At 69.1% G+C, this 3,380-nt stretch carries 5 protein-coding genes and 1 pseudogene; 1 reads left to right on the top strand and 5 read right to left on the bottom strand.

The genetic code is table 11. The features are described from left to right. Window positions 1-345: 345 nt before the first annotated feature. From ACZ3I3_RS41265 to ACZ3I3_RS41245, 5 genes and pseudogenes are all read right to left on the bottom strand, one after another. The gene (locus ACZ3I3_RS41265) at window positions 346-717 is read right to left on the bottom strand and encodes a hypothetical protein (RefSeq protein WP_467373015.1); all 372 of its coding nucleotides are present in this window, start codon (window positions 715-717) and stop codon (window positions 346-348) included. Between the two features lie 133 nt (window positions 718-850). Next, window positions 851-1,093, bottom strand: a complete 243-nt coding sequence (locus tag ACZ3I3_RS41260; protein ID WP_467373016.1) for a hypothetical protein — start codon at window positions 1,091-1,093, stop codon at window positions 851-853. A gap of 466 nt (window positions 1,094-1,559) precedes the next feature. Continuing rightward, window positions 1,560-1,613 (bottom strand): annotated as a pseudogene (locus tag ACZ3I3_RS41255) (hypothetical protein); the annotation flags it as partial. 160 nt (window positions 1,614-1,773) lie between these two features. Then, a complete protein-coding gene (locus tag ACZ3I3_RS41250) occupies window positions 1,774-1,965 on the bottom strand; it encodes a hypothetical protein (RefSeq protein ID WP_467373014.1) in 192 nt (63 codons plus the stop codon). Between the two features lie 634 nt (window positions 1,966-2,599). After that, window positions 2,600-2,995, bottom strand: a complete 396-nt coding sequence (locus ACZ3I3_RS41245) for a VOC family protein (RefSeq protein ID WP_467373013.1) — start codon at window positions 2,993-2,995, stop codon at window positions 2,600-2,602. Between the two features lie 173 nt (window positions 2,996-3,168). Here ACZ3I3_RS41245 and ACZ3I3_RS41240 point away from each other — a divergent pair, with 173 nt between their 5' ends. Next, on the top strand, window positions 3,169-3,342 hold the full coding sequence (locus ACZ3I3_RS41240) for a hypothetical protein (protein ID WP_467373012.1): 174 nt from the start codon (window positions 3,169-3,171) through the stop codon (window positions 3,340-3,342). The last annotated feature ends 38 nt before the right edge of the window (window positions 3,343-3,380 follow it).

Raw genomic sequence — 3,380 nt, 5'->3', positions numbered from 1 at the left:
CCGTCCAGCGGCCCGCCCACCAGTTCGGCGTAGCGCCGCCCCGGCTTCGGGCCCGGGTGGTCGTGGTCGGCACCGTAGATCCGGCCACGCAGCAGCTGCTCATCGTCGCTGTCCATGCCCTCCAGCCTCGCAGCCGCCACCGACAACGAGGGCTTGCCCAGGCTGCCCTGGGCAAGCCCTCGCACGGCCAGAGGTCGCTTGCCCGGGTCAGCGCCTGTGAATGATCCTCCAGATCCGGGCCGGGGCGGCGCGTCTGCCTGGGCAAGCAAGGACGCCGCCTTACGGCGCGGTCCTGTGCGTCATGCGGATCTGCAACGGGCGCCGCGCCGACGCTTTGCCTGACGGTCACACAGGGATCGGAGGGGTCACGGACACGCCTGACGCCTCGACCACGGCCGCGGCCGTGGTGTTCCGGGACGTCTCCTCGGCGACGACCGAGGCCTCCTCGGTGCGCAGCTTCGCCTTGCGGTCGTCGGACCGGCTCTTGACCTTCATGGCGGCGACGGTGGCCGCGACGGACGTCACCGCCGTGGCGCCGACGATGCCCGCGACAAAGCGGCCTGCGGGGAACAGGTCAGCATGCCCGACGAGATGGTTGCCGCTGCCGCGCAGAAGGCTGCTGAATGCGCCGACCGTGCTGGAGTTAGACAGGGACGTCCAGTCCGGCCGCTTCACCAGCATCAAGGACCAGCTCTCACCCTTCCAGCGAATGTTCATGGCGCCACTGTAGGTGCACTCCCCCACGCTGCGGGACGGAACGTGATGTTCCCGGGTCCAGGTCACGCAACGGGGGCCCGGGCGGCGTACCGCTCGACGTCCCAGCGGGAGTTTTGTACACAGCTTCTCAGTCTCAGCTGCGCCAGCGTCCGAGCCAGCCGCCGGCCTTCGAGTCCTGTGCCGCCGCCTCTGCCTCCTGGCGCTTCTTCTCCTGGCGCTCGCGTTCGTCGGCTTCGGCCTGCTGCTCCGCTGCGACAGCCCGGTCCTGGCAGTCCTCGCACAGGTGCGGGTGCGACTGGCGTTTGCTGCAGTCCCGGGTGTAGCCGACCGCCTCCCACCTGTCGTTGGTGAACTTCTGCCCGCAGTCCTTGCACACCGGCCGCCGCGCCTCCCGCTCCTGGCGGCGCCGCTGCTCTTCCCTGGCGGCCTGGCGGCGGCGGGCGAGGTAAGCGTCCCGCCGGGCATTGCCGATCGCCTCCAGCAGCGGGGCGCGGTGGTCGCGGCCGAAGCGCCAGAGCGCGGGCCCGGCCGGGCCGTGTTTCGCGCAGCTTCTCCAGCGTGGTCGCCACGATCGGGATGCAGCGGTCGTAGAAGTGGTAGCCGCCCCCGAGATGCCACTGGCCCTGCCAGTGGTGGCGGGTGAGGTCGGCGACCTTCGCCATCTGGCTCTTGGCGGAGCGCTTGCCGACCTGGTGGAAGACGAGCAGGACCGGCGGGTGCACCCGTTCGTATTCCTCGGAAGGTGGCGCGGACCAGCGGGTGCGCCACATCGGCTTCTCGATGCCGTCGGTGTCCTTCTCCTGCCGCTGGAAGAACCGGACGTACTTGTCGAACTTGGCGGCGATGAGGACGGCTTCCTCGGTGCAGTTGTCGACCTCGATGAACAGCAGCGGCACCCCGGCCTCCGGGGCGGTCAGGACGACGTCTGCGCGGGCGCTGCCGATCGCGGGGTTCTTCCATGTGCCCTTCACCGGGAGCGCGACCTCGGTGGCGTACGAGGCGAGGGTGCCGATCCCATCGGGTGCGTCGACGGCGGCCCGCGCGGCCGCGACCGCTTCAGCCGGCTCCCCCCGCGACCAGGTCGAGGTTCGGCTTCGGGCGGATCAGCGCGATGACCGTCTCGTTCACCGTCATCGGGTGCGATGCGCCGGAGCGGCCCGCGCTCTTGGGCATGCCGCCCATCTCCTCCGGCCCCCGGTCCAACTCGAGGCCAGCGGCGGCCAGCCCGTCCTTGGTGAGCAGGCGCACCTCCCTCCCCCTCGGGTGCGGCCGCCGTCGACGGACAGGCCATGCCGTCGCAGATCGTTGAGCGCGCCGCGATGGGAGGCGGTGCGCGCCTCCTTCCGCTTGGCCGCCGTGTCCTTCGTGGTGTGCCGGTATGTCAGGTGCGGTGAGGACAACCGTTGGATCCGGTCCGCCGTCGCGGCCTTGAGCACCCCCAGCACGCGCAGCGCATCAGCGCGGTGCCCGGTCGACGATCCCGCCTCGTTCGTCTTGCGCTTGCCCGCCATCAGCCCCACCCTCCCGTGCGTCCCGACCGGCCACCGGCCGGGCGCCGACCCCCGGCCGCAGGGCGCACCAGGCGCGCCCTGAACCCGATGATCGCCTCCACCACTGACACCCCACCCGGAGCTAGCGTCCGTCCGCTCGTCGAAGACATCGTCCGGGGTATCGCTACCTCGGCGAAGTGCAAGCGCGTAACGCCGACAACGGCGCCGTCCTCACGGGGCGGCGCCGCATGTCAGTGCCTCCTCTTACGACGCCGCCGGGAATGTGGGAATCGGGAGGACCGGGATGGCAGCGACCGAGCAGCAGGTATTGAGGCCTTCTCGGCAGCCTGATAGTTGCGGAGTGTGACGGTGTGCGGGTGCCTGCTCGCGGCCTAGTTCTGCGGTGCCAGGGTGCGCAGGACACAGAACTCGTTGCCCTCGAGGTCTGCCATGACCACCCAGTTTCGGTCTGAGCCCTGGCCCACATCCTTCTTGGTGGCACCGAGGCCGAGCAATCTGGTCACCTCGTCCTCGGTGCTGCCGTCGATCGGGCTGACGTCGAGGTGAAGCCGGTTCTTCACGGTCTTGCCCTCGGGCACCTGGATGAACAGCAGAGTGGGCGGCATCTGGCGGGCCCGAACATCCTCGACGGTCGGCACCCAGGAGCCGATCTCGACCTTGCCCTCGCTCCGGTCGATCACCTTGAAGTCCAGGACCTCGCACCAGAAGGCCGCGAGCCTCTCCGGATCGTGGCAGTCAACGGCCAACTCGGTGAACCTACTTGTCATGACTCTCCCAGATAGTGTGGACGGGGCTCAGGGTATGCCGCCCGTCCGACGGATCCGAGATCTTCCTGATTAGGGACATCAAACGGGCTTGACCCGGCATCAGATATGCGAGAAGCCCCTGGTAGGAACAGGTCTGCGAAGAACAGGTTCCGGGCACCGAGAGGCTTCACGCGTTGACCAGTATCACCTACACCGGCGTGCTCGATGTCAGCCGGGCCACTGCTGAGGCCCTCGCGAAGCTGCTGCTCGAACACCGCGAGCGTCTCGGGACCCGCAAGGGCACCCGCGCCCTAGGTGTGCTGTCCGGGGACGTTGGTGACAGGCGACACGCCTTGAGTGGTCCTTGAATGAGGTGAGGGCCCCTGGTTTCGGTGTGGATTGCGAC

This window comes from Streptomyces sp. NPDC016851 (assembly GCF_055562795.1).
Note: the sequence above shows the minus strand (reverse complement) of the source record. Positions and strands in the feature narration are given on the sequence as shown.

Excerpts from the sequence above, each read along its gene's own strand:
- ACZ3I3_RS41265 (WP_467373015.1), bottom strand. The coding sequence starts at position 717 with ATGAACATTCGCTGGAAGGGTGAGAGCTGGTCCTTGATGCTGGTGAAG.
- ACZ3I3_RS41245 (WP_467373013.1), bottom strand. The coding sequence starts at position 2,995 with ATGACAAGTAGGTTCACCGAGTTGGCCGTTGACTGCCACGATCCGGAG.